Annotated in this window: 21 protein-coding genes and 1 riboswitch; of the genes, 9 read left to right on the forward strand and 12 right to left on the reverse strand. The window is 67.8% G+C overall.

Annotation, left to right across the window (positions count from 1 at the left end; translation table 11 throughout):
* The first annotated feature begins 11 nt into the window (after positions 1-11).
* Entirely contained in the window at positions 12-2,432 is a 2,421-nt protein-coding gene (locus ACVCMB_RS07720; RefSeq protein ID WP_447106563.1) for a TonB-dependent receptor, read from the forward strand.
* 330 nt (positions 2,433-2,762) lie between these two features.
* On the opposite strand, the gene ACVCMB_RS07725 is transcribed toward ACVCMB_RS07720, so the two are convergent.
* Positions 2,763-5,240 (reverse strand): glycoside hydrolase family 3 N-terminal domain-containing protein, encoded by a 2,478-nt coding sequence (locus ACVCMB_RS07725; protein WP_447110593.1) that lies wholly within the window; start codon positions 5,238-5,240, stop codon positions 2,763-2,765.
* Between the two features lie 195 nt (positions 5,241-5,435).
* Complete coding sequence (locus tag ACVCMB_RS07730; RefSeq protein ID WP_395119919.1) at positions 5,436-6,449, reverse strand: LacI family DNA-binding transcriptional regulator; 1,014 nt, start codon at positions 6,447-6,449, stop codon at positions 5,436-5,438.
* Between the two features lie 304 nt (positions 6,450-6,753).
* On the opposite strand from ACVCMB_RS07730, the gene ACVCMB_RS07735 reads away from it, so the two are divergent.
* Both ACVCMB_RS07735 and ACVCMB_RS07740 read left to right on the forward strand, forming a co-directional pair.
* A complete protein-coding gene (locus tag ACVCMB_RS07735) occupies positions 6,754-8,946 on the forward strand; it encodes a Six-hairpin glycosidase-like protein (protein WP_447106565.1) in 2,193 nt (730 codons plus the stop codon).
* On the forward strand, positions 8,943-10,430 hold the full coding sequence (locus tag ACVCMB_RS07740) for an MFS transporter (RefSeq protein ID WP_395119921.1): 1,488 nt from the start codon (positions 8,943-8,945) through the stop codon (positions 10,428-10,430). Before ACVCMB_RS07735 ends, ACVCMB_RS07740 begins: the two co-directional genes overlap by 4 nt.
* A gap of 93 nt (positions 10,431-10,523) precedes the next feature.
* Here the strand turns inward: ACVCMB_RS07740 and ribB are convergent, their stop codons facing one another.
* The gene (gene ribB / locus ACVCMB_RS07745; protein WP_447106566.1) at positions 10,524-11,615 is read right to left on the reverse strand and encodes a 3,4-dihydroxy-2-butanone-4-phosphate synthase; all 1,092 of its coding nucleotides are present in this window, start codon (positions 11,613-11,615) and stop codon (positions 10,524-10,526) included.
* A 132-nt stretch (positions 11,616-11,747) separates the two neighbouring features.
* The gene (locus ACVCMB_RS07750) at positions 11,748-12,389 is read right to left on the reverse strand and encodes a riboflavin synthase (protein WP_395119924.1); all 642 of its coding nucleotides are present in this window, start codon (positions 12,387-12,389) and stop codon (positions 11,748-11,750) included.
* A gap of 128 nt (positions 12,390-12,517) precedes the next feature.
* Positions 12,518-12,692: riboswitch (FMN riboswitch) on the reverse strand.
* Positions 12,693-12,801: 109 nt separating this feature from the next.
* Here ACVCMB_RS07750 and ACVCMB_RS07755 point away from each other — a divergent pair.
* Positions 12,802-13,992: a hypothetical protein gene (locus ACVCMB_RS07755; RefSeq protein ID WP_395119925.1), complete on the forward strand. Its 1,191-nt coding sequence runs from the start codon at positions 12,802-12,804 to the stop codon at positions 13,990-13,992.
* Between the two features lie 46 nt (positions 13,993-14,038).
* Here ACVCMB_RS07755 and ribD read toward each other — a convergent pair whose 3' ends face one another.
* From ribD to glyA, 3 genes are all read right to left on the reverse strand, one after another.
* On the reverse strand, positions 14,039-15,133 hold the full coding sequence (ribD, locus tag ACVCMB_RS07760) for a bifunctional diaminohydroxyphosphoribosylaminopyrimidine deaminase/5-amino-6-(5-phosphoribosylamino)uracil reductase RibD (protein ID WP_447106567.1): 1,095 nt from the start codon (positions 15,131-15,133) through the stop codon (positions 14,039-14,041).
* Between the two features lie 120 nt (positions 15,134-15,253).
* Positions 15,254-15,763 (reverse strand): transcriptional regulator NrdR, encoded by a 510-nt coding sequence (nrdR, locus tag ACVCMB_RS07765; RefSeq protein ID WP_395119928.1) that lies wholly within the window; start codon positions 15,761-15,763, stop codon positions 15,254-15,256.
* A gap of 93 nt (positions 15,764-15,856) precedes the next feature.
* The gene (gene glyA / locus ACVCMB_RS07770; RefSeq protein ID WP_447106568.1) at positions 15,857-17,110 is read right to left on the reverse strand and encodes a serine hydroxymethyltransferase; all 1,254 of its coding nucleotides are present in this window, start codon (positions 17,108-17,110) and stop codon (positions 15,857-15,859) included.
* Between the two features lie 185 nt (positions 17,111-17,295).
* Between glyA and ettA the strand changes: the two genes are divergently transcribed.
* Together ettA and pyrF are read left to right on the forward strand one after the other, a co-directional pair.
* Positions 17,296-18,963, forward strand: coding sequence for an energy-dependent translational throttle protein EttA (gene ettA / locus ACVCMB_RS07775; protein ID WP_447106569.1), 1,668 nt, complete (start codon positions 17,296-17,298; stop codon positions 18,961-18,963).
* A 107-nt stretch (positions 18,964-19,070) separates the two neighbouring features.
* A complete protein-coding gene (pyrF, locus tag ACVCMB_RS07780) occupies positions 19,071-19,883 on the forward strand; it encodes an orotidine-5'-phosphate decarboxylase (protein WP_447106570.1) in 813 nt (270 codons plus the stop codon).
* Between the two features lie 68 nt (positions 19,884-19,951).
* Here the strand turns inward: pyrF and ACVCMB_RS07785 are convergent, their stop codons facing one another.
* Complete coding sequence (locus tag ACVCMB_RS07785; RefSeq protein WP_395119932.1) at positions 19,952-20,209, reverse strand: hypothetical protein; 258 nt, start codon at positions 20,207-20,209, stop codon at positions 19,952-19,954.
* A gap of 232 nt (positions 20,210-20,441) precedes the next feature.
* On the opposite strand from ACVCMB_RS07785, the gene ACVCMB_RS07790 reads away from it, so the two are divergent.
* Complete coding sequence (locus ACVCMB_RS07790; protein WP_447107149.1) at positions 20,442-20,789, forward strand: helix-turn-helix domain-containing protein; 348 nt, start codon at positions 20,442-20,444, stop codon at positions 20,787-20,789.
* Here the strand turns inward: ACVCMB_RS07790 and ACVCMB_RS07795 are convergent.
* The 3 genes from ACVCMB_RS07795 to ACVCMB_RS07805 form a co-directional block, all read right to left on the reverse strand.
* Positions 20,697-21,065: a hypothetical protein gene (locus tag ACVCMB_RS07795; RefSeq protein ID WP_395119934.1), complete on the reverse strand. Its 369-nt coding sequence runs from the start codon at positions 21,063-21,065 to the stop codon at positions 20,697-20,699. The genes ACVCMB_RS07790 and ACVCMB_RS07795 overlap by 93 nt on opposite strands.
* Positions 21,066-21,203: 138 nt before the next feature.
* Positions 21,204-21,740 carry a peptide deformylase gene (def, locus tag ACVCMB_RS07800; protein WP_395119935.1) on the reverse strand — a complete coding sequence of 179 codons (537 nt, stop codon included), beginning with the start codon at positions 21,738-21,740 and terminating at the stop codon, positions 21,204-21,206.
* Between the two features lie 81 nt (positions 21,741-21,821).
* Positions 21,822-22,604 carry a DUF4197 domain-containing protein gene (locus tag ACVCMB_RS07805; protein WP_447106571.1) on the reverse strand — a complete coding sequence of 261 codons (783 nt, stop codon included), beginning with the start codon at positions 22,602-22,604 and terminating at the stop codon, positions 21,822-21,824.
* Between the two features lie 182 nt (positions 22,605-22,786).
* On the opposite strand from ACVCMB_RS07805, the gene ACVCMB_RS07810 reads away from it, so the two are divergent.
* Both ACVCMB_RS07810 and ACVCMB_RS07815 read left to right on the forward strand, forming a co-directional pair.
* Complete coding sequence (locus tag ACVCMB_RS07810) at positions 22,787-24,847, forward strand: carbon starvation CstA family protein (protein ID WP_395119937.1); 2,061 nt, start codon at positions 22,787-22,789, stop codon at positions 24,845-24,847.
* A gap of 1 nt (position 24,848) precedes the next feature.
* Positions 24,849-25,043, forward strand: a complete 195-nt coding sequence (locus ACVCMB_RS07815; protein WP_395119938.1) for a YbdD/YjiX family protein — start codon at positions 24,849-24,851, stop codon at positions 25,041-25,043.
* Positions 25,044-25,070: 27 nt separating this feature from the next.
* On the opposite strand, the gene ACVCMB_RS07820 is transcribed toward ACVCMB_RS07815, so the two are convergent.
* Positions 25,071-25,868, reverse strand: a complete 798-nt coding sequence (locus tag ACVCMB_RS07820) for a class I SAM-dependent methyltransferase (RefSeq protein WP_447106572.1) — start codon at positions 25,866-25,868, stop codon at positions 25,071-25,073.
* Positions 25,869-25,968: the final 100 nt, after the last annotated feature.

Raw genomic sequence — 25,968 nt, forward strand, 5'->3', positions numbered from 1 at the left:
AGAGGGAGACCATGAAACTTCGCTATTCCGCGCTGTACATCGCCGTGACCGCTGTATTTGCATCGGCCGCGGTCCACGCGGCAGGCCAGCAGGCAAGCCAGCCGACGGAGAAAGCTCCCTCCGCCAGCAAGGTCAAGAACCTGGATGCCGTCCAGGTCACCGCGACCAAGCGCGAGACGCCGCTGCAGAAAACCCCGATCGCCATCACCGCGATCGGCGGCGACACGCTCGACAAGGAGCGCGTCATGACGGTGCAGGACCTGACCAAACTGGTGCCCGGCCTGCAAGGCACTTCGCAGGGCGACCACGGCGTGGTCACGCTGACCTTGCGCGGCATCGGCAACGACAGCGCCAAGACCGAGTATGCCGATCCGGAGGTCGCCACCTTCGTCGACGGCGTGTACACCCCGCGTGCCGAGGCCGCCGCGAGCCTGCTGCTGGACATGGACAGCGTGGAAGTACTGCGCGGCCCGCAGGGCACGTTGTGGGGCCGCAACTCCACCGCCGGCGCGATCAGCTTCAACACCGTCAAGCCCGACATCGATGGCGGTTTCTACGGCAACGGCAGCATCGGGCTGGGCAACTACAACCAGAGCGGCGTGCGCGCGGCGGTGAACCTGCCGATCAGCAGCACCTTCGCGATGCGCGTGGCCGCCGTGCACGAACAGCACGATGGCTACGTCGACTACCAGAACCCGGTGGGGCAGATCCCGACGCTGGCGCAGCAGCAGGCCAACTATCTCGCCTCCGGCGGCGATCCGGCCAATTTCCGGCCGATCGACACCAACCTGTTCGTGCAGAAGGGCCCGAAGTACAACTCCCAGGACCAGTCCGCCGCGCGCGTGAGCGCCCGCTGGCGGCCCAGCGACAGCTTCCTCTGGGATCTGTCGTACGAGTACTTCAAGGATCGCGGCACGCCGGGCATGAACCTGATGCAGCATCCGCGTGCGGGGCAGGATTTCTGGTCCGCGCTGATCGACGTGGCGCCGTACCTGGACCGCAGCTCCCACTCGGTACGCAGCCGGATGGACTGGGTCATCAACGACAACCTCGAACTGACCTACGTGGCGGGCTTCAACCGCTACTCGGGCAAGAGCGACTTCGACCAGGACGGCGGCGTCAACGTGCCGACCAGTTTCACCACCAACGGCGTGTACCAGGAAGACCGCACCAACCATTCCAACTATCTCAGCTCCAGCCACGAGTTCAACCTCAAGTCCCGCGGCGACAACACGCTGGACTGGATTCTCGGCGCGTACTACGAGCACGAGAACAACAACATCCGCTTCGACATCCCGATCATGAACGGCACCCAGCAGGGCACCGTCAGCTGGCAGGGTTCCTTCATCCAGCCGGAGGAACGGGTCACCGCCACCGCCGCCTTCGCCCAGGCCACCTGGAACATGAGCGACAGCTGGCACCTCACCGGCGGCGCGCGCTGGTCGCACGACAAGCGCGAGAACCGCGGCGGCGTCAACTGGGGCTGGGCCTACGACCCGGCCTACCCGCAGCAGCCCATCTCGCCCGGCCAGCAGCCCGGCGATGTCGGCTTCGCCATCAGCCAGCACAACGACGCCACCTACAGCAAGAGCAAGCCCACCTGGCTGCTGCGGATCAACCATGACATCGGCGCCGACAGCATGATCTATGCGAGCGTATCGACCGGCTACAAATCTGGTGGCACCCAGGATGGCGGCGCGCTGTACCAGCCCGAGACGCTGACCAACTACGAGATCGGCGCCAAGCTCGCGTTCCTCGACGGCCACCTGACCTGGAACAGCGCCGCGTATTACGAAGTGTTCAAGAACTACCAGTTGTCGGCACCGGTCACCTATCCCGATGGTTCGCACGGGCTCGGCTTCTCCAACGTCGGCGGCAAGACCAAGGTGGCCGGCTTCGAATCCGAGCTGGCCTGGCAGTCGACCAACGACCGCGCCAACCTCGTGTTGTCCTTGATCCCCGAGAAGAAGCTGGGCACGGAGAAGTACGCCGCCAGCAACGACTACTACGTGCCGACGATCTGCCCGCCGGAGTCGACCATCAGCAACAACTGCATGGACATTTCCGGCAACGACCTGCCGCACGCCCCCAACGTGTCGCTCACCGCCATCTACGAGCACGACTTCGTGCTGGGCAGCGGCGGCCGCCTGACGCCGCGGATCAGCGCGCAGTACCAGAGCGCCCAGTGGCTCAGCTGGTTCAACTTCGGCGCAGGCGACAAGCAGAAGGCCTACGCGCGCGGCGATCTCTCGCTGCGTTACACCGAGCCCGGCGACAAGTGGTACATCAACGCCTACGTGCAGAATGTCACCGACGGCAAGGTGAAGAGCAACGCGGCAGGCAGCACCCTGCTCGCCGACGGCAGCGTGGCATTCACCTCCCAGTACCTGCCGCCGCGCACCTACGGCGTGCAGTTCGGGTTCTGGTTCTAAGGAGCCATTCGTTTCACCGGCGACAGGCCCCTCCCCTGCGGTCGCCACTGGATGCCCCGGCAACGGGGCATCCTTTTTTTCTGGCGAAGGGTGGCCCGCGATGGATGCGATTCGGCTCAGCGGGAGCGCGGACTCTTGCCATTCACGAACGGCATCACACCCGCGTCTCTGCTTTCAACTTCTTTGACGAAGCTCAGCCATGGAATCCGTTCGCGCTGAGCCTAGCTTGCGATAGCAAGCGAAGTCGAAGCGCCTCTTGGCGGCTACCCTTCGACTTCGGCCCTGCGGGCCTGCGCACAGGGCGAACGGGCGGGAGCTCAGGGCCTCGGCTCAATGCACCTTGCAGGCCAGCGTCCTGTCCGCCACGGTGCCCAGCGCCACTTCGGTGAGGACAATGCTTTCGCCACGGCTGCTGGTCCACTCGAATGGCCGATCCAGCTTGCTCATGTCGGCGCCCGCATCGCGGAAGCACTTCAGCGGAATGCCCACACGCAGCCACTGCCCGCGCGGCAGCGCCGCGAGTTGGGAGCCGATCGAAACCCCGGCGCCGCAGCCCTTGCCGCAGGCGACGCCGAGGGTCGTGCCGCGGGGCGACAGCGCATCGATGCGCAGGGTGGCCACCAGCATCACGTCGCCGTTGGTCTGGCGATCCAGGTCCAGCGGCGAGCTGCTCGCCAGCGCGGCGGTCGCCGTGCCTGCAGCGGACCAGCTCAAGCGTCGCGCGTCTTCCTGCGCCTTGTAGTCGAGGGCGGCCACTTGCAGGCTGCCGTCGCCGGTGGCGGCAGGCGCCGACGATACGGTGTCGCTTTCGCCGTTGGCCGCCGTCAGTTGCAAGGCGAAACCGTGCGCCGCCTGGCCGCGCACGAAGTACACCCCGGCGCGCTCGTCATCCAGCGCCACGCCGGCCTGCTCCGGCAAGGTGCCCAGCTCGCGGTGATCGGCATAGCTCAGGCCATAGCCATAGGGGAATTGCGGGTGGTAATCCGGCTGCCCCACGTTGAGCGGTGTCTGGATCGCCGTGCGCGGCCACGAATAGGGCAGCTTGCCGTGGAAGTCGTAGTCGATCGAGCCGTCGCGCTTGCGCAGCAGCACGTCGGCGATGCCCTCGCCCTCGCTGCCGGGCAGCCATGCCACCACGAAAGCATCGGAGGCGTTGATCTCGCGATTCATCCACAACGGCCGGCCGGTGATGAACAGGGCCACCACCGGCACGCCCCGATCATGCAGGCGGCGCAGCAGGTCGAGGTCGTGATCGTTTCCGGGCTTGTAGGCAAGGTTGGGCAGGTCGCCCTGGAACTCGGCATAGGGATCCTCGCCGAACACCACGATGGCGGCGTCGGGCTTCTGCCTGTAACTGCCGTCGACCGACAGCACCGCCGTGCCGCCCGCGGCACGCACCTGCGCATCGATGCCGGCCCAGATCGAGGTTGCGCCAGGGAAGTTCGCGTTGGTGAGGCCGGTGCCTTGCCAGGTCAGGGTCCAGCCACCGTTCTGCTTGGAGATGTTGTCCGCGCCATCGCCGGCGACCAGGATGCGCTTGCGCGGGTCCAGCGGCAGCAGGCCGTGGTTGTTCTTCAGCAGCACCAGCGACTCGCGCACGGCGCGCCGCGCCACGGCCCGATGCGCGGCGCTGCCGATCACCTGCGCCGATGAGCGGGCCAGCGGATTTTGGCTGGGCAAGCCTTGCTTGAACATGCCCAGGCGCATCTTCACCCGCAGGATGCGGCTGACCGCGTCGTCCACGCGGCTCATCGGGATCGCGCCGGACTTCACCTCGGCCAGCGTGTTGCGGTACAGCCCCTTCCAGGAATCGGGCGCCTCCAGCATGTCCAGGCCGGCGTTGTAGGCGGCGGCGCAATCCTCGTTGGTGCAGCCGGGCACCTGGCCATGCGCGTTCCAGTCGCCCAGCACGATGCCGTCGAAACCCATGCGCTTTTTCAGCACGTCGGTGATCAGCGCCTTGTTGCCGGCCATCTTCACCCCGTTCCAGCTGGAGAAGGACACCATCACCACCTGCACGCCGGCGCGGATGGCCGGCGGATAGCCCGCTCCATGCACGTCGCGCAGCACCGCCTCGCTGACTTCCGCGTCGCCCTGGTCCTTGCCGTCCCTGGTGCCGCCGTCGCCAATGAAATGCTTGGCGGTGGCGATCACGTGATTCGCATCGAGGAACTGCGGCGTGCCGACCGCGCCCTCCAGCCCGGTCACGATCTGCGAGGCGTATGCCGCCACCAGTGTCGGGTTTTCCGAATAGCCCTCGTAGGCGCGGCCCCAGCGACTGTCGCGCGGCACGGTCAGGGTGGGGGCGAAGGTCCAGTTGATGCCGCTGGCGCGCAGCTCCCGCGCGGTGACCTTGCCGATGTCGCGCAGCAGTTCGGGATCGCGCGTGGCGCCCAGGCCCACGTTCTGCGGAAACAGCGTGCTGCCGACCAGGTTGTTGTGACCGTGCACGGCGTCGATGCCGAACAGCACCGGGATCGCGGGGCGCCCGTCGGAGCGCTCCAGCGAGGCGCGATGGAACGCGTCGGACAACTTCTTCCACTGCGCTGCGGTGCCGTACTCGCCACCGTCGGGGCCGGAATTGCCGCCGGCCAGGATCGAGCCGAGGCGGTACTGGCGCACGTCCTCCGGCGTCACGTACTTGATGTCGGCCTGGATCATCTGGCCGACCTTGTCCTCCACCGACATGCGATCCAGCAGCGCCTTCACCCGTGCGTCCAGCGCGGGGTCGGCCGGCAACGGCGAGCTCACCCTGGGCCACAGCTGCGGATGCACGGTGGTCGAGGGGCTGACGGCATGGGCCGGCACGGCAAGGAGCAAGGTGCCAGCGATCGAAACGACCACAAGACGGCAGGGCAGGCCCCGGATCGGGCGAAAGGACTGTGGCACGTGAGGCTCCAGGCTGGCTCGCGCGCAAGGCGCGGAAGCCGCAGCGTGACACAATTGACAGCGCTGTCAATTTGCAGGGCAACATCGCCGCGGAGCGGGCTCGCGGCGGCCAATTCAGGCGGGGCTGGCGGTCGAGTCGCGGACTTCCAGCGAGAACGGCATCTCCACCAGCCGCCCTGGTCCGCGACCGCGCAATACTTCCAGCAATTGCAGGGCGGCGACCTTGCCCATCTCGCGGCTGGGCTGGCGAATCGTGGTCAGTGCCGGCCACAGCTGGCTGGCCAGCGGGATGTCGTCGAAGCCGCACACGGAAATGTCCTGCGGCACCTTCATGCCCCGCTCGTTGGCCACCCACATCACGCCGCTGGCCATGTCGTCATTGGCCGCGAACACCGCGGTCGGACGTTTCTTCAGCGCGAACAACTGCCGCGCCGCGGCCACCCCCGAGGCGAAGGTGAAGGCACCCTGCACCACCAGTGCCGGGTCCTCGACCAGGCCGGCGGCGGCCATCGCCTCGCGGTAGCCGGCCAGCCGCCACCTGCTGGCGCCGTGGTCGGCAATACCCGAGACGTGCGCGATCCGCCGGTGCCCAAGCGACAGCAGGTGCTCGACCATCGTGCGCGCGGCGAGTTGCTCGTCCATCGCCACGCCGATGTTGTTCTCCCGCGACACCGGCGACACGCTGGCGAACGGCACCTGGCGTTCGCGCAGGCGCTTGAGCAGCGGTGCGTAGTCGGTGATCGGCGGGGTCAGCACGATGCCGTCGGGATGATGGTCGGAGATCACCGCATCGAGCCGGCGCACGAAATCCTCGCCGCGCATGCGCAGCGGCCGCACCATCATGTTGTAGCGGTGCGCGTCGCAGGCCTCGAGCACGCCATCCTGGATCTCGGCCAGGTAGGTCGAGGCGGGATTGTCGTTGTTGTCGTACAGCATCGCCACCAGGAACGAACGATTGCCGGCCAGGCTGCGTGCCGACGACAGCGGCCGGTAATCCATCGCCTCCATCGCCTCGGTCACGCGCTTGCGCGTGGCGTCGCTGACGTTGGCCTCGTCGTTGAGCACGCGCGACACCGTCTTGGGCGAAACGCCCGCGCGGCGTGCAACGTCTTCCAGCCTTACCCGCATGCCTTGATCCAAGTGTTGCCGCGCCTGCGCTCAACTATGCGGTCAGCGCCGGCTCGTTTACAAGAACCGCCGCGACCGGCGGTCGGCAGCCGCCCGGGACCCGGCGCGGCCAGGGCATGAATACGTATGCATCGGGTAGTCGTCGGCGCGCGCGGCTGCCTACCATGCCGGATGGCCGGGCCGGTTGGGTGCCGTGGATGCTGCACTCGCAACGTGCAGGCCGGGCGCGGCCGTGACATAACAGCTGTCGGAGAATCCAGCACATGAGCCGCATGACCCCTCGCCACACTTCCAGGCTCTCGCCATGCTGGGCCTGATGCTGGCTGCCGCCATGGCCAGCGCGCCGCTGGAAGCGCCCGCATGGCATGACGGGCTGGACTGGCACGGCGTGCACGTGGGCATCCGGCGTGACGCGCAGGACGCCTACACCCTGGACTGGCCGTTCGGGCAGCGGGTGATTGCGCCGCAACCGTTCAAGGCCGATACCGCCAGTGCGCTGTTCGACGGCTTGTACGCGATGGCGCAGGACGATCTGCGCCAGGATTCGGTGAGCGCGATCCGCGACGGCGCGTTCGACCACGGCGCGCCGATTCCCTGCCACTGTTTCGAGACCGGGTTGAAGTGGCCATACGTGTGGACGCGCGACCTGTCGTACGCGATCGACCTCGGCCTGTGGCGGTTCGACCGCGCCCGCGCGCGCAACGGGCTGGAGTTCAAGCTGTCCGGCGTGCGCGAACCATCCGCGCCGCAGGGCCTGTACGTGATGCAGGACACCGGCTCGGGCGGCAGCTGGCCGATCAGCACGGATCGCGTGGTGTGGTTCCTCGCCGCGCGGCACCTGCAGGACGATGCCGCGTTCGCCGACAAGATGCGCACGGCCCTGCGCGACACCCTGGCGCAGGACCGGCAATACGCGTTCGACGCCAATTTCGGCTTGTACCGCGGCGAGACCTCGTTCCTGGACTGGCGCGAACAGACCTACCCGGCGTGGACCGCCAACGAGGTGACCTTCATCGGGCAATCGTTCGCGCTGTCGACCAACGTGCTGCACTACGAGGCGTTGCAACTGGCCGCCGCGCAGGCCGGCGCCGATCACCAGGCTACCGCCAGGAACACCTACCGCACCCAGGCCGCGGCGCTGAAGCAGGCGATCAACCTGCACTTCTGGCGCGCCGACCGCGGCATGTACATGAGCTACATCGGTGGCGACGGCACGCCGGTGGACAGCTACGACCTGCTCGGCATCTCGCTGGCGATCGCCAGCGGAGTGGCCGACGGCGAGCGCGCGCGCCAGACCCTGGAGAACTATCCGAGCTGGCCGGCCGGCAGCCCGGTGATCTGGCCCGAACGCAGCGACCAGCCGATCTATCACAACCGCGCGATCTGGCCGTTCGTCAGCGCCTACGCGCTGCGCGCCGCACGCACGGTCAACGACCCGGCGCGCATCGCCCACGAGATCACCTCGGTGATGCGCGGCGCGGCGCTGGTCGGCTCCAACATGGAAAACTACGAGCTGCTGACCCAGGGCCAGCACGTGGACGAGGGCAAGCTCAGCGGCCCGGTGGTCAATTCGCCGCGCCAGCTGTGGTCGGTGGCGGCGTACCTGGACGTGGTGACCGAGGGCGTTTTCGGCGTGGAGGAAGACGGCCGCGTGCAACCGAAGCTGCCTGTCTCGCTGGTGCCGATGCTGTTCGGCGCGCGCAACGCCATCAGCCTGGACCTGCCCGGTCGCCGGATCACGCTGCAATTGCCGGCCAAGCGTGACGGCAACCTGCTGGTCGCCGATCGCATCCGCACGCAAGGCACGCATGCCACCGTGACGTTGAAGGCGATCCGGGCCGACGCACCGCCGCTGCGCATGGACGCCCCGCTGTACGCGCCGATCGCCCCGGCCGCGCCGACGCTGGCCGCCGACGGCGATCGCTGGATCGTCAACGGCGACGGGAAGCTGCAGCTCTACGTCAACGGGCAGCGCGCCGGTGCCATCGACGGCCACGGCACGCTCGCCCGCACCGAGGATCTCGCCTGCGTGCGCGCCACCCGCGTCGATGCGCATGGCCTGGAATCCCTGCCCAGCCCGGCGACCTGCGTCGGCCCGGTCGATCAGGCCGGCGGCGACTGGCCGCGCCACTGGACCGCGCCCGCCACCGGCAGCTATCGCGTGTGGGCGAATTACCGCAACGCCAACGGCCCGATCAACACCGGCGTCACCGCCGCGGTGAAATGGCTGCTCATCAACTGCGATGGCAGCGACACGCAGCGCGTGCCGCTGGTGATGCCGCACAGCGTGGCCACCCAGCCATCCACCCATGGCCGCTTCAGCGCCACCGGCAAGGCGCGCTGCACGTTCGCGCTGGAGGACGGTTTCAACATGAGCTACCTGCAGCACTTCGCGCACTACACGGGCGGTACCGGCGGCATCGACGGGCCGTTGAACCAGGCCGAGGTCGACGACCTGCACATTGCGCCGCTGGCGGACGGAACCCGTACCCCATGAGCAGGAAACCCGAACTGTCGTTCTGGCAGATCTGGAACATGTGTTTCGGCTTCCTGGGCATCCAGTTCGGCTTCGCATTGCAGAACGCCAACGTCAGCCGGATCTTCCAGACGCTCGGCGCCGAGGTGAACGACATCCCGATCCTGTGGGTGGCCGCACCGCTCACCGGGCTGATCGTGCAGCCGATCATCGGCCACTACTCCGACCGCACCTGGAACCGGCTCGGCCGTCGCCGGCCGTATTTCCTGGCCGGCGCGATCCTCGCCACGCTGGCCCTGCTGGCGATGCCGAACTCACCCACGCTGTGGGTGGCTGCAGGGCTGCTGTGGATCATGGACGCCTCGTTCAACGTGTCGATGGAGCCGTTCCGCGCCTTCGTCGGCGACCAGTTGCCGGAGCACCAGCGCCCGCGCGGCTTCTCCATGCAAAGCGTGTTCATCGGCGTGGGTGCGGTAGTGGCGTCGCTGATGCCGTGGCTGCTGACCAAGGTCGGCGTCAGCAACGTCGCCCCGGACGGCGCGATTCCGGACACGGTCAAGTACGCCTTCTACGCCGGCGGCGCCCTGCTGATGGGCACGGTGCTGTGGACCGTGCTCTCCACGCGGGAGTACCCGCCCGAGCAGTTGCGCGAATTCGACGATGACGCCAGGCCCATGCCCGTGGACGCCTCGCGCGCGTGGCGGCCCGGCCTGCTGCTGATCGTCGGCGGCCTGCTGGTATGGCTGGCCATCCGGCACTTCTCGCTCGAAAAGGAACTCTACGTGCTGGCCGGCGGCCTGCTGGTGTTCGGCGCGCTGTTCGCCTGGCTTGCCTTCAGCCGCAGCCAGGGCATGCTGCGCGAGGTGATGGGCGATCTCTACAGCATGCCGGATGCGATGCGGCGGCTCGCCATCGTGCAGTTCTTCTCGTGGTTCGCGCTGTTCGCGATGTGGATCTTCACCACCCCGGCGGTAACCGCCGTGCAGTTCGGCAGCAGCGACCCGCATTCGGTGGCCTACAACACCGGCGCCAACTGGGTCGGCGTGCTGATGGGTGCGTACAACGGCTTCGCCGCGCTGGCGGCGATCGCGATCCCGCTGCTGGTGCGCCGCATCGGCCTGCGCTGGAGCCACCTGGTCAACCTGTGGCTGGGCGGCGCGGGGCTGCTCTCGTTCCTGTTCATTCGCGATCCCGACTGGCTGCTGCTGTCGATGGTCGGGGTGGGCGTGGCGTGGGCGTCGATCCTGTCGCTGCCCTACGCGATGCTGTCGGACAACCTGCCCGCGCAGAAGATGGGCGTGTACATGGGCATCTTCAATTTCTTCATCGTGATCCCGCAGCTGATGGCGGCCAGCGTGCTCGGCCTGCTGCTGCGGTTGTGCTTCCACGACGAGCCGATCTACGCGCTGGCGCTGGGCGGTGCCAGCCTGTTCGTGGCCGGTCTGTTCACCCTGCGCGTGCGCGAGCCCGCCATCGATGACGGAAAGCCTTCGCCCGCCGCGTAGGAGCCCGCTCGCGGGCGATGCTCTTGAAGTCGGGATCTGCAAGAGCAAGAGCTATCGCCCGCGAGCTGGCTCCTGCACGGAGAGTCGGAAGGGTCAGACGTACTCGACCACCTCAAGCCCGAAGCCGCCCAGTCCCACCAGTTTGCGCGGCGTACCCAGCACGCGCAGGCGGTGCACGCCGAGGTCGGCCAGCATCTGCGCGCCGAGGCCAAGCTGGCGCCACTCCTGCTGCTGCGCATCCTCCGGCGCCTGCGCCGTCGGCTTGCCCTGCAACCGCGCCAGCAGGGCCTCCGGCGTGTCCTCGCCGGAGAGCACCAGCAGCACGCCGCGACCCTCGTCGGCGATGCGGCGCAAGGCCGAAGTGACGGTGAGGCCGAGGTCGTCGCGCTTGAGATGCAGCACGTCGGACAAGGTATTGCGCACGTGCACGCGCGAGAGCACCGGCGCGCCGTCGTCCACGGTGCCGCGCACCAGCGCGTAGTGCAGGCCGCGACGGATCACGTCGCGGTACGCCACCAGCCGGAACGGGCCGAACTCGGTCTCCACCGCTTCCTCGTGTACACGCTGCACGGTCTTTTCGGTTTCCAGCCGGTAACGGATCAGGTCGGCGATCGAGCCGATCTTCAAGCCGTGCCTGGCCGCAAAGACTTCCAATTCGGGACGACGCGCCATCGAGCCGTCTTCATGCAGCACTTCGATCAGCACCGCCGACGGCTCCAACCCGGCCAGCGCGGCCAGGTCGCAGCCGGCCTCCGTGTGGCCGGCGCGGGTCAGCACACCGCCCGGTTGCGCGGTGAGCGGAAAGACGTGGCCGGGCTGGGCCAGGTCCTGTGGCTTCGCATCGGACTTCACCGCCACCTGGATGGTGCGCGCGCGGTCGTGCGCCGAAATGCCGGTGGTGACGCCCTCGGCCGCCTCGATCGAGACGGTGAAATTGGTGTGGTAGACCGAGGTGTTGTCGCTCACCATCGGCCGCAGCCCGAGCTGGCGCGTGCGCTGCTCGGTGAGCGTGAGGCACAGCAGGCCGCGCGCCTCGCGCACCATGAAGTTCACGTCTTCCGGCCGCACCATCTGCGCGGCCATGATCAGGTCACCCTCGTTCTCGCGGTCCTCGTCGTCGAGGATCACGACCATGCGGCCGGCGCGGATGTCTTCGAGGATTTCGGGGATGGTGTTGAAGGGCATGGGGACGTCCTGGGGAATTTTGATTTGATCGCAGTGACAGGGAGTGAGTGGAGAGGAGTGAGAAGTGAGAGAAGGCATCTCGATGCTGCGGCTCTCTCTCACTTCTCACTCCTCCCCACTCACTTCTCGCCTTCAGGCAAAGCCGTGCTGTTTCAAGAACGCCTCGTCGAGCTTCGGCGCCTCGCCGCTGGCCAGCAGGCGCTCGACATAGCGTGCAATCACGTCCACCTCGATGTTCACCGCATCACCCGCGCGGCGCGCGTGGAACGCCGTATGCTCGACCGTGTGCGGGATCAGGTTGACGCCGAAGCGATGGCCGGCGACTTCGTTGACGGTGAGGCTGGTGCCGTCGATGCAGATCGAGCCTTTCGCGGCGATGTAGCGCGACAGGGCGGCGGGCACTTCGAACGTCCAGCGCTGCGAGCGGCCATCGGGCGTGATCGAGACCACCCTGCCCAGCCCGTCGACATGGCCGGAGACCAGATGCCCACCGAGCCGGTCGGCCAGGCGCAGCGCCTTTTCGAGATTCACCGGATCGCCGGGCTTCAACTGGCCCAGCGACGTCAGCGACAGCGTCTCGTTGGAAACGTCGGCGCTGAAGCCGCGCGCGTCCAGCATGATCGCGGTGAGACATACGCCGGAGACGGCGATCGAGTCGCCGAGCTGCACGTCGGTGAGGTCGAGGTCGGCGGTATCGACGTGCAGGCGCACGTCACCGCCGCGCGGTTCGAGTCGCGCAACGCGTCCCACGGTCTGGATGATGCCGGTGAACATCAGCACACCTCCCGGGGGGAGATGGCAAGCGAGACTGAAACGATGACAGGCATGAAACGTTCTCCGCGTCGGAAAGCGAGAACGCCCCAAGGCATGAGGCAGACGCATGGCATCGCTGCCATCCGCCTGGCCGTCTTCTTTCATCCGGACTGTGGGCCGCACCGGCGAACCGGAACAACCTGGACCGTCGGCTCCGGCATCGGACCGGATCTGCTGACCTCCCGATGCTGCCGGGAGCGCTCGCGGGCTCGTTCCGAGGAACCTACCGCCGGTGGGGAATTTCGCCCCGCCCTGAAGACGTTTGCCGATGAACCGGCCGCCGGATTCTAACACGCCCGCCATGCGCCACTCGCGCGCCAGCCGTTTGCCCGCCCGCTGCGGCATCATGTCCGTCCCTGCCAAGGAGGTTTCCATGCGCAAGCATCGACGCGGCTGGTCGACGTGGCTCGCCATCCTGCCGGCCATGTTCTGGCTGGCCCACGCGCGCGCCGGCGAGGCGCCGGCCGACGTCTACACCGGCACGCTGGGCCGGCAGGCCATCGTGCTGCAACTCACCCCCGGCGACGACGCCGCCACGGCCGGCCGCTACTTCTACGTGCGCCACCATCGCGACATCGCCTTGTCGGGCGCGCCGGCCAGCAACGGTCACCTGCAACTGCGCGAAGGCTGGGACGCCGACGCCAACGGCCCGCGCATCACGCTGGACCGGCAAGCCGACGGTGGCTGGCGCGGCCAATGGCAGGACGACAAGGGAACGACCCTGCCGGTCGCCCTGCACCCGGCCACGGTGGCGCCGCCCTCCGCCGATACGCCGCCCTGGCTGAAGCAGCTCCATGCGAGCGACCGCTACGACTACCTGCGCCTGGCCGGCCTCAAGCCACAGGCCGGCAAGCGCGAAACCTTCATGGGCCATGCCCTGCAGTGGTGGCGCGTGCCCGACGCCGGCATCGCGTTCTTCGAGATCCTGGACGGGTACCCGCCCGCCGAGCTTGCGCGCATCAACCAGGTGCTGATGGACCGGATGTGGCGGGAAACCGGCAGCTACTACGACTGCATGTTCAACCACTTCAACGAAGGCGATTACGAGCAGACGGTGACGCCGCGCCTGCTCACGGCGAACCTCGTCAGCGTCAGCGTGTTCACCAATTACTACTGCGGCGGCGCCCATCCGGACTTCGGCGATGCGGCGATCAACCTCGACGCGCACACCGCCCGGCCGCTGACCCTGGAAGACCTGCTGTGGTTGGGCAAGGGTGAGCCGTTGCACTATGCCACGGATGCCGACGGCAACCCCGCACCCGGCTCGGCCAGCTTCGAGGCGTGGTCGGATTACCGCGAGCAGCACCTGGCGCCCTGGCTGGCGCGGCAATGGCGGCAACTCTATCCGCAGGAGACGACGGCCACCGGCGGCGAAGACGATTGCGGCTACGACGACCCCGGCGTGTGGCAGTTCGTGAGCTGGCACATGACACCGAAGGGCTTGTTCATCGGCCCCTCCTACGCTCGCGCCGCGCGCGTGTGCGAAGCCAACGACGACTGGTCGGTGCTGCCGTGGGAGACGGTGCGCCGGCATCCGGGGCGGCTCCGGCCCGGCTTGCCCTGAGTGACGCTGTGCGCGTGTTGGCGAGCGGGCGACGTGCGTGTGCGCGTCAGGCCGGCGGGCGCAGGCGCAAGCGGATATCCGGACCGAGCATGCGCTGGTCGACCACCTGCAACTGCCAGCGCGATGCCATGTCGGCCAGCGACGGCAACTGCAGCAGCGGCCGCGCGCTGTCGCCCAGCAGCAAGGGCGCGACATAGAGCAGCAGTTCGTCGACCAGGCCGGCCGCGAACAGCGCGCCGCACAGGGTCGGGCCGGCTTCGACGTGGACCTCGTTGCAGCCGCGTCCGGCCAGCAAGGCGAGCACGGCGGGCAGGTCGAGTCCGTGGTCTCGTGTCGCCACCGCAAGGCGTTCCGCCCGGGCAAAGCGATCGTCTGCGCACGTTGCCGCAGCGCCATGCAGGACCAGCGTCGGCGCCGCGCCGTCCAGCACATGGCTGCCGGCGGGCGTGCGCAGTTGGCGATCCAGCAGCACGCGCAGCGGCGGCATGAACTCCTCGTCCTGCGGCAACCGGACGGTGAATCGCGGATCGTCCGCCAGCACCGTGCCACTGCCGGTGAGGATTGCCGAGCTGCGCGCGCGCCAGCGCTGCACGTCCAGGCGCGCCGCATCGCCGGTGATCCACTTCGACTCGCCACTGGCCAGTGCGGTGCGCCCGTCCAGGCTCATCGCCAGCTTCACCCGCACGAACGGGCGGCCGCGTTCGAGACGGCCGAGGAAGCCGCAGTTCAACTCGCGCGCCGGCCTGCGCAGCAGGCCGGTTTCGACCGCAACGCCGGCGGCGCGCAGCTTGTCGATGCCGCGACCGGCCACCTGCGGAAACGGATCTTCCGCGGCAATCACCACCCGCGCCACACCGGCGGCCACCAGCGCATCGGCGCATGGCGGCGTACGTCCATGGTGTGCGCACGGCTCCAGGGTCACGTAGGCGGTGGCGCCCCGCGCCCGCGCGCCCGCCTCGCGCAACGCATATACCTCCGCGTGCGGCTCGCCGGCGCGCTGATGAAAGCCGGTACCGATCACCTCGTCGCCATGCGCGATCACGCAGCCCACGCGCGGATTCGGCTGGGTGGTGTACAGGCCGCGCTCGGCCAGGCGCAGCGCGTGCGCCATGTGGAGGTGGTCAGTGCCTGAAAATGCCATGCGTCGATTGTACGGGCCCGCTGGCGGGCGATGCTCTTGGCCGGGAATCGGCCTTTCGACAAGCTCGGGACGGTGAATTGGGGAATCGGAGAAACGGGAGCATCGCCCGCCAGCGGGCTCCTACGGTTTGCGCGTACCGCCACCGAGCAGGGGAAGCTGCAGATCGGACAGGCCCGGCAGGTCGCGTTCCAGCTTCTCGATCTCCTCGCGGAACGCGTGCACGTCCTCGAACTTGCGGTAGACCGAGGCGAAACGCACGTAGGCGACCTGGTCGAGGTTCTTCAGCTCGCGCATCACCAGCTCGCCGACCTGGCGCGAAGGCACCTCGCGTTCGCCGCTGCGACGCAGGTCGTTGACGATCGCCCGCACCGCCGCGTCCACCGCATCACTGGCCACCGGCCGCTTCTGCAACGCCCGCTCGAAACTCACCCGCAACTTGCGCTCGTCGAAGGTCTCGCGCCGCTCGCCGCTCTTCACGATCGCCGGCAACTTCAGCTCGGCCGTCTCGAACGTGTTGAAGCGCTCGCCGCACTGCGGACACTCGCGCCGCCGCCGCACGGTCGAACCGTCCTCGGTCAGGCGCGAGTCGATCACGCGCGTGTCTTCGTGCTGGCAGAAGGGGCAATGCATGGGTCAGGAATGAGGGTAGAGAAGTGAGTAACGAGAGAAAAGCATCAACGCCGGCTTTCTCTCACCTCTCACTCCTCTTCACCCACTTCTCGCTCAGCCGTAGACCGGGAATTTGTGGCACTGCGCCGTCACCGCGTCGCGTACGCGGGCGATCACGGCGGCGTCGTTCGGGGCGTCGAGCACGTCGCAGATCCAGCCGGCCAGGGCCACGCAGTCGGCTTCCTTGTAACCGCGGGTGGTGGCGGCGGGGGTGCCTACGCGCAGGCCGGAGGTGACGAAGGGCTTTTGCGGGTCGTTCGGCACGGCGTTCTTGTTGACCGTGATGTGCGCCTTGCCCAGCGCGGCCTCGGCGTCCTTGCCGGTGATCGGCTTGCCGATCATGTCGACCAGCATCAGGTGGTTCTCGGTGCCGCCGGAGACGATCTTGTAGCCGCGTTCGATGAAGGTCTTCGCCATTGCCTTGGCGTTCTTCACCACCTGCGTCTGGTACTCCTTGAACGCCGGTTCCAGCGCTTCCTTGAACGCCACCGCCTTGGCCGCGATCACGTGCATCAGCGGGCCGCCCTGGATACCGGGGAACACGATCGACTGCAGCTTCTTCTCGATCTCCTCGCCCGCGCCCCTGCTCACGATGATGCCGCCGCGCGGGCCGCGCAGGGTCTTGTGGGTGGTCGAGGTGACCACGTGCGCGTGCGGCAGTGGGCTCGGATAGACGCCGGCGGCGACCAGGCCGGCGACGTGCGCCATGTCGACGAAGAACAGCGCGCCGACCGAATCGGCGATCCGGCGCATGCGCGCCCAGTCGACCACCTGCGAGTAGGCGCTGAAACCGCCGACCAGCATCTTCGGCTGGTGTTCGGTGGCCAGGCGCTGCAGCTCGTCGTAGTCGATCAGGCCGTTTTCGTCGACGCCGTACTGCACCGCGTTGAACAGCTTGCCGGAGATGTTGACCTTGGCGCCGTGGGTGAGATGGCCGCCATGCGCGAGCGACATGCCCAGGATGGTGTCGCCCGGCTGCAGCAGCGCCAGGTACACCGCCTGGTTCGCCTGCGAGCCGGAGTGCGGCTGCACGTTGGCGTAGTCGCAGTCGAACAGCTGCTTGAGCCGCTCGATCGCCAGCTTCTCGGCCACGTCCACGTACTCGCAGCCGCCGTAGTAGCGCTTGCCGGGATAGCCCTCGGCGTACTTGTTGGTGAGCTTGGAGCCCTGCGCTTCCATCACCCGCGGGCTGGCGTAGTTTTCCGAGGCGATCAGCTCGACGTGATCTTCCTGGCGCTGGCCCTCGTGGGCGATGGCCTGGGCCAGTTCGTCGTCGTAACCGGCAATCGTGCAGTCCTTGGGGAACATTCTGGCCTCGGCTGGTGTTTGGCGGGATTAGCCGGAAAGTGTAGCGCCGCCGGGCGTTTGCAGCCACCGCCGGGCGTATCCGGGCGGCCGCATCGGCGCAACGCCACAACCCGCTATAATGTCCGGTTTGACGAATTCCCTTTCCGTGCCGAACCCGCGGCGCGGCGCACGCCTTCGGAGGTTGCATGAGCTCGCAGTACATCTACACCATGAACGGGGTCAGCAAGATCGTCCCGCCGAAGCGCCAGATCATCAAGGACATCTCGCTCAGCTTCTTCCCCGGCGCCAAGATTGGCCTGCTCGGCGTCAACGGCGCGGGCAAGTCCACCGTGCTGCGCATCATGGCCGGCGTGGACACCGATTTCCAGGGCGAGGCGCGCGCGCAGCCGGGCACCAAGATCGGCTACCTCGCGCAGGAGCCGAACCTGGATCCGGACAAGACCGTACGCGAAGTGGTCGAGGAAGGCGTCTCGGAGATTCTCGATGCGCAGAAGCGACTGGAAGAGGTCTACGCCGCCTACGCCGAGGACGGCGCCGATTTCGACAAGCTCGCCAAGGAACAGGAAGCGCTGGAAGGCATCCTGGCCGCCAATGACGCGCACGCGCTGGAGCGCCAGCTGGAAGTGGCCGCCGACGCGCTGCGGCTGCCGCCGTGGGACGCGAAGATCGGCCCGCTTTCCGGCGGCGAGAAGCGCCGCGTGGCGCTGTGCCGCCTGCTGCTGTCCAAGCCGGACATGCTGCTGCTGGACGAACCGACCAACCACCTGGACGCCGAGTCAGTCGACTGGCTGGAAAAATTCCTGCATGACTACCCCGGCACCGTGGTGGCGGTCACCCATGACCGCTACTTCCTCGACAACGCCGCCGAGTGGATCCTCGAACTCGACCGCGGCCGCGGCATTCCGTGGAAGGGCAACTACACCGAATGGCTGGAGCAGAAGGACGCCCGCCTGAAGCAGGAAGCGAACCAGGAGAAGTCGCGCCAGAAGGCGATCGCGAAGGAGCTGGAGTGGGTGCGTTCGGCCGCCAAGGGCCGCCAGTCCAAGGGCAAGGCCCGCCTGGCCCGCTTCGAGGAACTGAACTCGGTCGACTACCAGCGCCGCAACGAGACGAATGAAATCTTCATCCCGCCGGGCGAGCGCCTGGGCCAGGAGGTGATCGAGTTCAAGAACGTGACCAAGTCGTTCGGCGACCGCGTGCTGATCGAGGACCTGTCGTTCAAGGTGCCGCCGGGCGCGATCATCGGCGTGATCGGCCCGAACGGCGCCGGCAAGTCCACCATGATGAAGATGATCATGGGCAAGGAGACGCCGGACTCGGGCGAGGTGAAGCTGGGCCACACCACCAAGCTCGCCTACGTCGACCAGTCGCGCGACGCGCTCGACCCGAAGAACAACGTGTGGCAGGAGGTGTCCGGCGGCTCGGACATCCTCACCATCGGCAACTTCGAGATCCAGTCGCGCGCCTACATCGGCCGCTTCAACTTCAAGGGCACCGACCAGCAGAAGATCGTCGGCAGCCTGTCCGGCGGCGAGCGCGGCCGCCTGCACATGGCCAAGACCCTGCTGCAGGGCGGCAACGTGCTGCTGCTCGACGAGCCGTCCAACGACCTGGACGTGGAAACCCTGCGCGCGCTGGAAGATGCCCTGCTCGAATTCCCCGGCTCGGCCATCGTGATCTCGCATGACCGCTGGTTCCTCGACCGCATCGCCACCCACATCATCGCGTTCGAGGGCGACTCGCACGTGGAGTTCTTCCCCGGCAACTACAACGAGTACGAGGCCGACAAGAAGCGCCGCCTCGGCGAGGAAGGCGCGCGGCCGCACCGGGTGAAGTACAAGAAGCTGGCCTGAGAGCAGGAGTGAGTGGAGAGGAGTGAGAAAAGAGAGATAAAGCGTCGACGAACCCGCCTTCTCTCGTTTCTCACTCTTCGTCACTCGTTTCTCGAACGGAGATCCCGATGCACTTCATGCAGTCACTGCAGCAAGCCTGGACCCGCAACGACTCGCTGGTCTGCGTCGGCCTCGATCCGGAACCGGCGAAATTCCCCGCACATCTGCGCGACACGCCCGACGCGGTGTTCGATTTCTGCCGCGCCATCGTCGACGCCACCGCCGACCTGGTCTGCGCGTTCAAGCCGCAGATCGCGCATTTCGCCGCGCTGCGTGCGGAGGAAACGCTGGAACGACTGATCGCGCACATCCACGATCGTCATCCCGGCGTGCCGGTGATCCTGGACGCCAAGCGCGGCGACATCGGCAGTACCGCGCAGCATTACGCGACCGAGGCGTTCGAGCGCTACCGGGCCGATGCGGTGACGCTGAACCCGTACCTCGGCCGCGACTCGATCCAGCCGTTCCTCGATCATGCCGACAAGGGCGTGATCCTGCTCTGCCGCACCTCCAACCCCGGCGGCGCGGATTTCCAGGCACTGGATTGCGGCGGCCAGCCGCTGTATCTGCGCGTGGCCGAGACGGTCGCCCGCGAGTGGAACGCCAACGGCAACTGCGCGCTGGTGACCGGCGCCACCTGGCCCGAGGAAATCCGCCAGGTACGTGCACTGGTCGGCGACATGCCATTGCTGGTGCCGGGTATCGGCGCGCAGGGCGGCGACATCGAGGCGGTGATGCACGCGGGCCGCACCCGCGAGGGCCTCGGCCTGATGATCAACTCCTCGCGCGGCATCATCTACGCCGGCTCCGGCGAGGACTTCGCCGCCGCCGCGCGCGCCGCCGCCAGCGAGCTGCGCGGGGCGATCAACCGCTGCCGCTGAGCGGCGTCACTCTCGCATCGGGACGCGAAGCGACCGGCAACCAGCGAAGAAAAGCGCCGGGACGCCGGTCAGCCGGTCGCCATCTTCGCCGCCTGCAGCGCCTTCGCCTTCAGGTCGAGCGTATCGGCCGCATCCAGCAACGCCCGCGCAAAGCTGCGCACCTCGGCCGGACGCAGGGCGTACCAGCTGCCGCCCGTGCTGGCCTCGCCCACGTTGCGTCCCGCGCGCGACACACAATGCGGCCGGAAAATCACCATGCCGGTCAGCGGCTCCGAACTGATGTCCGCAGACACGATCTGCAGGTGTGTGTCGTCTTCTTTCTTCACCGAAGCTCTCCCGGACGGATAGCCGTCTTCCGGACACCTTACGCCGCCGGGCATTCAGGGATTGTTGGCCGCCCCGCCAGCGAACCGAACCGACGGGAACCGGCGTCGACAGGCGCTGCCATATCCGGCGCGGCGTGGGCGCGCGCCGGTCGGACCGGCGCATGTGCCATGGGCGCTCCCGCAACCGGTTGCCGAGCTGGCCGCACTGGCGGCCATGAGCGAACGCAGCTTCATGCGCCACTTCAAGCAGGCCACCGGCACGAGTCCGGCGCATTGGCTGATCTGTGCGCGGGTGGATCGTGCGCGCGAATTGCTGGAAAGCTCGACGCTCTCCATCGACGCGATTGCCGTGCACTGCGGCCTCGGCAGCGCGATCACTTGCGCCATCATTTCCGGCGCAGGCTGGCGATCAGTCCGACGGCTTGTCGGTCGCGCTTCGCGCAGACTCGCCGCGGCTGATCGGTCGCAGGCACCGCCCCCGCACGTTTCAGCGCACGTGCACCCAGTACACGCGGGTGCCGTTGGCACGATCCTCCGCACGGTGACCTTCGCGACCTTCCACCACGGTGCCCCAGTTTGAGCGCAGCGAACCCAGCACGATGCGGTCGATGCGCAGCTTCTCGCCGGCCTGGATGAGAAAGTTCGCCTCGATCACCATCACGCCCTCGCGCTCGAACACCAGGGTGGCGCCGCGCACCGCGCCCGCGCCCCAGCCGATGTGCAGCTCGCACGGTACCGGCGAGAACACACCGCGGTTGTCGAGGCTCCAGCCTTCGGTCTTGCCCAGCAGCGATTGCAGCTCCGGGTGGCTCCAATCGACGTTGTTGCCCGATGGGGGCTTGGCGTGATGGTTCATGAGCATGGCTCCTCGCACGCGTGGGCAGCCACCGGGAAGGCGAGGCTTCCCGGCCGGTCGGTTCCGCCATGCAGATGGCCAAAGCGTGGGCTCATGGCCTCGGTAACGGCAGGCCCGCCCGCCACTTGAGCGGCGCGTTCAGGCATCTGCTGGCGGCTGACCCGGAAACAGCACGTCGGTGTAGCCGAACTTGCTGAAATCGGTGATGCGCGAGGGGTAGAGGCGACCGATCAGGTGGTCGCATTCGTGCTGCACCACGCGCGCGTGGAAACCCTCGGCGGTGCGTTCGATGCGCTGGCCGCGCGGGTCGAGGCCCTGGTAGCGGATCAGCGAAAAACGGCTCACCGCGCCGTTCAGCCCGGGCACGGACAGGCAGCCCTCCCAGCCCACCTCCATGTCCTGCGACAGCGGGGTGATCACCGGATTGAGCAGGATCGTCTGCGGCACCTCGGGGGCGTCGGGATAGCGCTCGGAATGCTCGAAGCCGAAGATCACCAGCTGCAGGTCCACGCCGATCTGCGGCGCGGCCAGGCCCACGCCGTCGGCAGCGCGCATGGTCTCGAACATGTCCTTGATCAGCATGTCGAGCTCCGCGCTGCCGAGCATCGCCGGGGGCACCGGCGGCGCGATGCGCAGCAGCCGGGGGTCACCCATCTTGAGGATCTCGTGGATCATGCCTGCCTCGCTTTCGCCATGCCGACCATCCTGCCCGCGTCCACGTGAACGCGGCATGTGTTGCCGCGGTCGCGGCTGCCGTCAGCGGCCGAACACTTTCTTCAGCAGGTCAGTGGTGCGCGCGCCGGGGTTGGTCCGGATGGATTGCTCCTGCGCGCCGATCTCGGTGAACAGGCCATCGAGGGTCTTCGCGGTGACGTAATCGTCCAGGTCCAGCGCCGTGCCGCCGTGCGCCGACTTGTCATGGTCGAGCGCACCCAGCAGGCCGCCCAGCGCACCGCTGCTGCTGCCGGACATGAACGCCTTGTATTTCTGGGTGACGCCGACGCTGTCGGTGGCCTTGGCGACGATCGGATGGATGCGCGCCGTCAGCGCCTCGCCGGCGACGCGGCGGAAGTAATCGGTGGCTGCGTGGTCGCCGCCAGTGAGGATGCCGCGTGCGTCGTCGAGCGTCATCTTGCGGATGGCGTCGCCGAAGATCTCGGCCACCTGCGGCACCGCCTTTTCCGCCGCGCGGTTCATGCTCAGCTCGAACGCGTCCACCTTGGCGCCCTGGCCGAGCTGGCGCGCCAGCTTGCCAGCCTGCTCCAGCTTGCCCGGGAGCGGGATGCGCACCTTGGCGTTGTTCCAGAAACCGCCGTCGCGGCCGAGGTTGTTGATCGCGCTGGTGGTGCCCTTGGCCAGCGCCTCCTTGAGGCCGGCGGCGATGTCGCTGCTCGGCAGGTTGCTGCCCTTCGCCGGCGTGGCGTGGGTGGATTGCCTGGCCTTGTTCAACAGGTCCTTGAACTGGCTGGCGTTGGCCGCGGGGGTGCCCGCGGCGAGGAGGAATACGGCCAGGAAACTGCAATGTGCCAGGACGCGCATGACGAACTCCTCGCAATCGACAGGGCGGCCAGTGTAGCGCCGCCATGCCTCCCGCAACGAAGCCGGGCGCGCCTGCCATTCGACCAATGGCTAATGCCGGCGCGCGGCTTCCGGGATTGACCCCCGCCGCCGGCAGGACGATTCTTGCGGCATTGCCGAGGAGAACCGCCATGCAAGTCGCCGTGCGCAGATCCGGTGTCGCCAGCAAGCTGGTATGGACCGTCGTCGCCATCATCGGTGCAACCTGCCTCGGCGTGGTGGCGCTCAGGCGCGGCGAACCGGTCAACGCGATCTGGCTGGTGGCCGCGGCCATCGCGGTGTTCTCGATCGGCTTTCGCTTCTACGGCAAGTTCGTCGAGCACTCGGTGCTGCGGCTGGACCCGACGCGCGCGCCGCCCTCGGTACTGCGCAATGACGGGCTCGACTACGTGCCCACCGACAAGTGGGTGGTGTTCGGCCATCACTTCGCCGCGATCGCCGGCGCCGGCCCGCTGGTCGGACCGGTGCTGGCCGCGCAGATGGGCTATCTGCCCGGCACCTTGTGGATCCTGTTCGGCGTGGTGTTCGCCGGCGCGGTGCAGGACTTCATGATCCTCGGCCTCTCGCTGCGCCGGGACGCCCGCTCGCTCGGCCACATGCTGCGCGAGGAACTCGGCCCGTTGCCCGGCCTGGTGGCAATGATCGGCGTGCTGGTGCTGATGATGATCGTGCTGGCGGTGCTGGCGCTGGTGGTGGTCAAGGCGCTCACGCACAGCCCGTGGGGCACCTTCACCGTGGCCTGCACCATCCCGATCGCCTTCCTGATGGGCGGCTACATGCGCTGGTTCCGGCCGGGACGCATTCTCGAAGTGTCGATCATCGGCCTGATCCTGCTGCTGCTCTCGATCTGGGCCGGCAAGTTCGTGGCGGACTCGGCCACGCTGGCACCGCTGTTCGACATGGATGCCAAGGCGCTGGCCTGGTGGCTGATCGGCTACGGCTTCGTCGCCTCGGTGCTGCCGGTGTGGCTGCTGCTGGCACCGCGCGATTACCTTTCCACCTTCCTCAAGATCGGCACCATCGCGCTGCTGGCGCTGGCCATCCTGATCACCGCACCGGACCTGCAGATGCCGGCGGTGACGCGTTTCATCGACGGCACCGGCCCGGTGTTCGCCGGCGACCTGTTCCCGTTCCTGTTCATCACCATCGCCTGCGGTGCGGTGTCGGGCTGGCACTCGATCATAGCCTCGGGCACCACGCCCAAGCTGCTGGCCAACGAGGGCCAGGCGCGCATGGTCGGCTACGGCGGCATGCTGATGGAGGCGTTCGTGGCGATCATGGCGCTGATCGCCGCCACCTACCTGCACCCGGGCGTGTACTTCGCGATGAACTCGCCGAGCGCGATCATCGGCAGCACGGTGCAGGACGCGGCCACCACGATCAGCCAGTGGGGCTTCGTGGTGACGCCGGAGCAGTTGCTGCAGACCGCGAAAGACATCGGCGAAAACAGCATCCTCAGCCGCGCCGGCGGCGCCCCCACGCTGGCGGTGGGCATGGCGCAGCTGCTGCACAACATCATGCCCTCCGGCGGCCTGATGGCGTTCTGGTACCACTACGCGATCCTGTTCGAGGCGCTGTTCATCCTCACCACGGTGGACGCCGGCACGCGCGTGGGCCGCTTCATGATCCAGGAGATCGCCGGCCTGATCCACAAGCCGCTGCAGGAAACCGATTCGTGGGCCGGCAACCTGCTGGCCACCGCGATCTGCGTGCTCATCTGGGGCTACTTCCTGTACCAGGGTGCGGTCGACCCGCTGGGCGGCATCAACACCTTGTGGCCGCTGTTCGGCATCGCCAACCAGATGCTCGCCGCGATCGCGCTGATGCTGGCCACCGTGGTGGTGGTGAAACTCAAGCGCGAGCGCTACGTGTGGGTGCCCGGCATCCCCGCGCTGTGGCTGATCGTCTGCACGCTCACCGCCGGCTACCAGAAACTGGTCGGCCCGATCAGCTTCACCGCGGCGGCCAACAAGTACGCCGACGCCATGCAGCAGGGCCAGTTGCTGGCGCCGGCCAAGACCACCGCCGCCATGCAGCAGATCGTCACCAACAACTACGTCGACATGGTGCTCACCGGCCTGTTCATGGCGCTGGTCGTGGTGATGGTGCTGTTCTCCCTGCGCTCGCTGGTCAAGGCCTGGCGCACCAACCACCCGACCGCGCACGAGGAACCCTACGTGGCGCTGAGCAGCGTGGCCGGCTGAGATGAACGCGACGTTCCGGTCCGTGCGCAAGTGGGCGGTGCAAACCGCCCGCCTGTGCTGCGGCATCCCCGACTACGACGGCTACGTCAAGCACCTGCGCGAACACCATCCCGAACGCAAGGTGCCGAGCTACGGCGAGTTCTTCCGCGAGCGCCAGGAAGCGCGCTACAAGGGTGGCGGCGGGCGCTGTTGCTGAGCGTCCGCGCGGCACGGCGTGCCGGCTTCAGGGTTTGCGCGCCACGACGATCTGGCTGATCGGCATGAACTCGTCCAGCTGCTGCTTGAGCTGCGCGCCCTGCGGCATATCCAGCAGCGCCTGCCAGGCCGCGGTCCAGTGATCGAGTACCGGATGCGCGGGGTCATGCAGCTCCACCCGGCAACCCCAGAACAGCGCCCACCAGATCGACCAGAAAAAGCCGTGCTGGGTGTGCTCCACCACCACCAGGCCAGCCTCGCCGATCCATTGCGCGAACTCGTCGCGTCCGATCACCCGCAGTGCGCCACCGGGCAGCTCGCGGTACTCCGGCGGCAACACCTTTTCCTGCAGCGTCTCCTGCAGCGCGCCGGGCACGCTGAGCAGGTAGATGGCGCCGGATGCGCCGACACGGAACAGCTCGGCCAGCACCTGACGCGGGTCGTCGACGTGCTGCAACACCTCGGTGCAGATCACCCGCGTGGCGATGCCGTCGTCCAGCGGCAGCGGGTTTGCGTCGCTGACCAGCGCGGTCTGCGTGCCGCGGCCCTCGACGCTCAGCCGGGCGCGCACCTCGCGGATCACCTGCGGCTCGCGGTCGATGGCGTAGACGCGGGCACCGTGGCGCGCGCAGAACACGCTGTTGACGCCGGCGCCGCAGCCGACGTCCACCACCACGTCACCGGCGCCGATCGGCACGCCGCGGAACAGCTCGCCGCTGTCCTCGCGATACCAGCCGCCGAGTTTCGCGTCGCGCAGGCCGACCGCCGACGGGCCATGCGGCGCGGGCTCGTCCACGGCGGTGGAATGCTCGACGGGATGGGGCATGGCTGGCCTCCGGAACGGGTAAACGAAGAGTGGAGCGCGCGCGCACATCCTCCACGAACGAACCCGGTGCGCCACCCGGTCCGCGCAGTGTGGCACTGCG

This window comes from Rhodanobacter sp. UC4443_H10 (assembly GCF_052978325.1).

What these genes read in the sequence shown, in the direction of transcription:
- ACVCMB_RS07720 (WP_447106563.1), top strand. Translation starts at nt 12, where the DNA reads ATGAAACTTCGCTATTCCGCGCTGTACATCGCCGTGACCGCTGTATTT.
- ACVCMB_RS07730 (WP_395119919.1), bottom strand. Translation starts at nt 6,449, where the DNA reads ATGCGGGTAAGGCTGGAAGACGTTGCACGCCGCGCGGGCGTTTCGCCC.
- ACVCMB_RS07735 (WP_447106565.1), top strand. Translation starts at nt 6,754, where the DNA reads ATGCTGGGCCTGATGCTGGCTGCCGCCATGGCCAGCGCGCCGCTGGAA.
- ACVCMB_RS07740 (WP_395119921.1), top strand. Translation starts at nt 8,943, where the DNA reads ATGAGCAGGAAACCCGAACTGTCGTTCTGGCAGATCTGGAACATGTGT.
- ribB (WP_447106566.1), bottom strand. Translation starts at nt 11,615, where the DNA reads ATGCCCTTCAACACCATCCCCGAAATCCTCGAAGACATCCGCGCCGGC.
- ACVCMB_RS07750 (WP_395119924.1), bottom strand. Translation starts at nt 12,389, where the DNA reads ATGTTCACCGGCATCATCCAGACCGTGGGACGCGTTGCGCGACTCGAA.
- ACVCMB_RS07755 (WP_395119925.1), top strand. Translation starts at nt 12,802, where the DNA reads ATGCGCAAGCATCGACGCGGCTGGTCGACGTGGCTCGCCATCCTGCCG.
- ribD (WP_447106567.1), bottom strand. Translation starts at nt 15,133, where the DNA reads ATGGCATTTTCAGGCACTGACCACCTCCACATGGCGCACGCGCTGCGC.
- nrdR (WP_395119928.1), bottom strand. Translation starts at nt 15,763, where the DNA reads ATGCATTGCCCCTTCTGCCAGCACGAAGACACGCGCGTGATCGACTCG.
- glyA (WP_447106568.1), bottom strand. Translation starts at nt 17,110, where the DNA reads ATGTTCCCCAAGGACTGCACGATTGCCGGTTACGACGACGAACTGGCC.
- ettA (WP_447106569.1), top strand. Translation starts at nt 17,296, where the DNA reads ATGAGCTCGCAGTACATCTACACCATGAACGGGGTCAGCAAGATCGTC.
- pyrF (WP_447106570.1), top strand. Translation starts at nt 19,071, where the DNA reads ATGCACTTCATGCAGTCACTGCAGCAAGCCTGGACCCGCAACGACTCG.
- ACVCMB_RS07790 (WP_447107149.1), top strand. Translation starts at nt 20,442, where the DNA reads ATGCGCCACTTCAAGCAGGCCACCGGCACGAGTCCGGCGCATTGGCTG.
- ACVCMB_RS07795 (WP_395119934.1), bottom strand. Translation starts at nt 21,065, where the DNA reads ATGAACCATCACGCCAAGCCCCCATCGGGCAACAACGTCGATTGGAGC.
- def (WP_395119935.1), bottom strand. Translation starts at nt 21,740, where the DNA reads ATGATCCACGAGATCCTCAAGATGGGTGACCCCCGGCTGCTGCGCATC.
- ACVCMB_RS07805 (WP_447106571.1), bottom strand. Translation starts at nt 22,604, where the DNA reads ATGCGCGTCCTGGCACATTGCAGTTTCCTGGCCGTATTCCTCCTCGCC.
- ACVCMB_RS07815 (WP_395119938.1), top strand. Translation starts at nt 24,849, where the DNA reads ATGAACGCGACGTTCCGGTCCGTGCGCAAGTGGGCGGTGCAAACCGCC.
- ACVCMB_RS07820 (WP_447106572.1), bottom strand. Translation starts at nt 25,868, where the DNA reads ATGCCCCATCCCGTCGAGCATTCCACCGCCGTGGACGAGCCCGCGCCG.